Origin of the sequence: Erwinia sp. (genome assembly GCF_031978025.1) — a bacterium.
Lineage (GTDB): Bacteria > Pseudomonadota > Gammaproteobacteria > Enterobacterales > Enterobacteriaceae > Erwinia.
Genome location: NZ_DALZCD010000374.1, coordinates 1 through 3,229, shown reverse-complemented (window position 1 = coordinate 3,229; position 3,229 = coordinate 1). Strand labels below are relative to the sequence as shown.

General features: G+C 55.5%; 4 protein-coding genes and 1 pseudogene. 1 reads left to right on the top strand and 4 read right to left on the bottom strand.

Annotated features, from left to right (window positions below):
* Nucleotides 1-283, top strand: a pseudogene (locus tag RTK32_RS20445) (type IV pili twitching motility protein PilT); the annotation flags it as partial.
* A gap of 108 nt (nucleotides 284-391) precedes the next feature.
* On the opposite strand, the gene ruvX reads toward RTK32_RS20445, so the two are convergent.
* From ruvX to rsmE, 4 genes are all read right to left on the bottom strand, one after another.
* Nucleotides 392-814, bottom strand: coding sequence for a Holliday junction resolvase RuvX (gene ruvX, locus RTK32_RS20440; RefSeq protein WP_312047159.1), 423 nt, complete (start codon nucleotides 812-814; stop codon nucleotides 392-394).
* On the bottom strand, nucleotides 814-1,377 hold the full coding sequence (locus tag RTK32_RS20435) for a YqgE/AlgH family protein (RefSeq protein ID WP_312047157.1): 564 nt from the start codon (nucleotides 1,375-1,377) through the stop codon (nucleotides 814-816). The genes ruvX and RTK32_RS20435 overlap by 1 nt, the downstream gene beginning before the upstream one ends.
* A 90-nt stretch (nucleotides 1,378-1,467) precedes the next feature.
* On the bottom strand, nucleotides 1,468-2,412 hold the full coding sequence (gshB, locus tag RTK32_RS20430) for a glutathione synthase (protein WP_312047155.1): 945 nt from the start codon (nucleotides 2,410-2,412) through the stop codon (nucleotides 1,468-1,470).
* 53 nt (nucleotides 2,413-2,465) lie between these two features.
* Nucleotides 2,466-3,197: a 16S rRNA (uracil(1498)-N(3))-methyltransferase gene (gene rsmE, locus RTK32_RS20425; protein WP_312047153.1), complete on the bottom strand. Its 732-nt coding sequence runs from the start codon at nucleotides 3,195-3,197 to the stop codon at nucleotides 2,466-2,468.
* Nucleotides 3,198-3,229: the final 32 nt, after the last annotated feature.

Here is a 3,229-nt window from a genome sequence, read left to right as displayed (position 1 = left end):
AGACAGGCTGGTGGACGTTTTTCCCGGCGCGGAAAAAAACCTGATCCGTAGCCAGCTGGCCGGCAGTCTGAAAGCCGTGATCGCGCAAAAGCTGGTGCCTGGCGTGGCGGAAGGGCGAGTGGCGCTATTTGAGGTGCTGATTAATACGCCCGCCACGAGCAGTTTGATTCGGGAGGGGAAAACGCATCAGCTGCCGGGCGTGCTGCAAACTGGTGCGCAGCTAGGGATGCAGACCTTCAGCCAGAGCCTGCAGGCACGCCGCAAGGCAGGGCTGGTGGCGTAACGGAATCGAGGCGGGCGGCAGGTAGCAGGGGCGTAACGGTAAGCGGGGTTGCTGTGCAAGCCGGGCGACATCATGTGGCCCGGCGGTAAAAGTGTATAAGCGAGCCGATTAGCTCCACGCGTTCTCAAACCAGCTTTCCAGGATAATCACCGCCGAAAGGGAATCGACGCTACCTTTGGTCAGTGCGCGAAAGCCGCCGCGTGAAAAGAGATCGGCCCGGGCTTCCACCGTGCTGAGACGCTCATCGTGCAGCTCTACCTTGACGCCGAAGCGGCCGTGCAGTCGGTTAGCAAATTTACGCGCTCTGGCGGTCAAGGGTTGCTCGGTGCCGTCCATGTTCAGCGGCAGGCCGACCACGACATGATCCGGCTGCCACTCTTTTAGCAGCGCCTCGATTTTGTTCCAGTCAGGCGTGCCGTCCTGCGCTTTTAAAGCAGGCAGCGGACGCGCTGTGCCGGTAAGCTGTTGGCCGATTGCCACGCCGATGCTTTTCGTACCAAAATCAAAGGCCAGCAGGGTAAGGTGGCTCATCAGGCGTGTCCAACGTCGCTGGTGATATTGTGAATATCCACGCCGATGCTTTTCGCCGCTTCACGCCAGCGTTCGGCAACGGGCGTTTTAAACAAAATATTGCTGTTGGCCGGAGTGGTCAGCCAGGTGTTCTCCAGCAGCTCGTTTTCCAGCTGGTCTTTCTCCCAGGCGCAGTAACCCAGCGCGACCAGCACGCTGTCCGGCTGTTCCGGCGTACCAAGCGTTTCCAGCACGTCGCGGGAAGTGGTGATAACTGTATTATCGGAAACGCGAATACTGGATGCGTAGGTATGCTGAGCAGAGTGCAAAATAAAGCCCCGATCTTCCGCGAGCGGGCCGCCGGTAAACACTGGCTTATCGAGTTTTACATCGGGTTCGCGCGGGGTCGGCATAATTTTTAACTTCTTAAGAATGCCGTCGACGGTAAGATTTTCCATCGGTTTATTAACAATAATCCCCATGGCGCCTTCGTCATTGTGTTCGCAGATATACACAACCGAACGTTTGAACAAAGGATCCAGCAGCGTGGGCATGGCAATCAAAAAATGATGCTGTAAATTCATATCAGGATTCTGTAGTCGGGTTGCCCACCTGCGGTGAAGGCCGCAGGCAGACAACAGGGTTAGCACGAAGGCCCGTCAATCCTTTTTTTATCAGGCCAGTCGTTTTTCAATCGCATCCATAAGCATACCAGTAATTGAAATCGGGAATGCGGCCTCGATCTCACGTATGCAGGTCGGGCTGGTGACGTTAATTTCGGTCAGCTTGTCGCCAATGATATCCAGTCCGACAAAAATCAGGCCTTTTTGCTTCAGCATCGGGCCTACGCGACGGGCAATCTCCCAGTCGCTTTCGGACAGTGGACGCGCTTCGCCCCGGCCACCAGCCGCCAGGTTGCCGCGCGTTTCACCGGATTTAGGAATACGGGCCAGACAATAAGGCACCGGCTCGCCATCCACGACCAGCACGCGCTTATCGCCTTCTTTAATCGCTGGCAGATAATTCTGCGCCATGCAGTAGAAACTGCCGTGCTCGGTCAGCGTTTCAATGATGACCGACAGGTTAGGATCTTCTTTCTTAACCCGGAAAATAGAGGCGCCGCCCATGCCGTCCAGCGGCTTCAGGATGATATCGCCGTGCTCCTGCCAGAAATCGCGGATCTGTTGCGCGCTGCGGGTAACCAGCGTGTCCGGTGTCAGCTCCGCAAACCACGCGGTGTAGAGCTTCTCGTTGCAATCACGCAGGCTCTGCGGCTTATTCACGATCAGCGTGCCTTTTTCTTCCGCGCGCTCAAGGATATAGGTCGCGTAGATAAATTCAGTGTCGAAAGGCGGATCTTTACGCATCAGGACAACGTTCAGGTCGGCCAGCGCGATATCCTGCTCGCCGCCAAACTCGTACCATTTATCATAGTTTTGCTCAACGCTCAGTAGACGCGTAGCGGCACGGGCTTCACCGCCGCGCAGATAGAGATCTTTCATCTCCATATAGTGAATTTCGTAACCGCGACGCTGTGCTTCCAGCAGCATCGCGAAGCTGCTGTCTTTTTTAATATTGATGGCGCTAATCGGGTCCATCACAATGCCGAGCTTAATCATTATTCTCTCCAGTTGAGCTTTTTGGCCTGCCGTTTTCTCGTCAGTGCCTGTTATCAGCCTAAATCACCAAACCGCACCTGAAGGGCGGTAATGGCGGTTAGCGCGGTGGTTTCTGTGCGTAGTACCCGAGGCCCTAAAAGGATATCGGTAAAGGTGTGGCGCGCCGTCATCGCAATCTCATCTGCCGTCAGGCCGCCTTCTGGCCCAATCAGCAAACGCACCCGTTCCACGGGCTGCGGCAGGGTATTAATGCTTTGGCTCGCTCTTGGGTGCAAATTAAGCTTCAGGCAATCATCCTCTTCGGCGCACCACTCTTCCAGCGTCATTGCTTCACGCACCTGCGGCACGCGGTTTCTGCCGCACTGCTCGCAGGCGGCAATGGCGATTTTCTGCCACTGCTGGATTTTTTTCGCCAGCCTCTGTGCATCAAGCTTTACGCCACAGCGCTCAGAAAACAAGGGGGTAATGCAGTTTACGCCCAGCTCCACCGCCTTTTGAATGGTGAACTCCATCTTCTCGCCCCGCGACATCACCTGGCCTAAATGTAGGTGAAGCGGTGATTCACGGCACTCTTCGCGGCTTTCCAGCACGGCGACGCGCACATTTTTCTTATCTGCCTGCACAATTTCAGCGCTAAATGTCAGATTAGTACCATCGAACAATTCCAGGCGCTGCCCGGCGTTCATTCGCAGTACGCGTCCTACGTGATTTGCCGCTTCTTCATTGAGGAAAACTTCGCTGCCGACGACCAGAGTGTCAGCATGATAAATGCGGGGTATACGCATGAGGATCCTGATAAAAGTAACTGGCCGCAGCA

Excerpts from the sequence above, each read along its gene's own strand:
- ruvX (WP_312047159.1), bottom strand. The coding sequence starts at position 814 with ATGAGCCACCTTACCCTGCTGGCCTTTGATTTTGGTACGAAAAGCATC.
- RTK32_RS20435 (WP_312047157.1), bottom strand. The coding sequence starts at position 1,377 with ATGAATTTACAGCATCATTTTTTGATTGCCATGCCCACGCTGCTGGAT.
- gshB (WP_312047155.1), bottom strand. The coding sequence starts at position 2,412 with ATGATTAAGCTCGGCATTGTGATGGACCCGATTAGCGCCATCAATATT.
- rsmE (WP_312047153.1), bottom strand. The coding sequence starts at position 3,197 with ATGCGTATACCCCGCATTTATCATGCTGACACTCTGGTCGTCGGCAGC.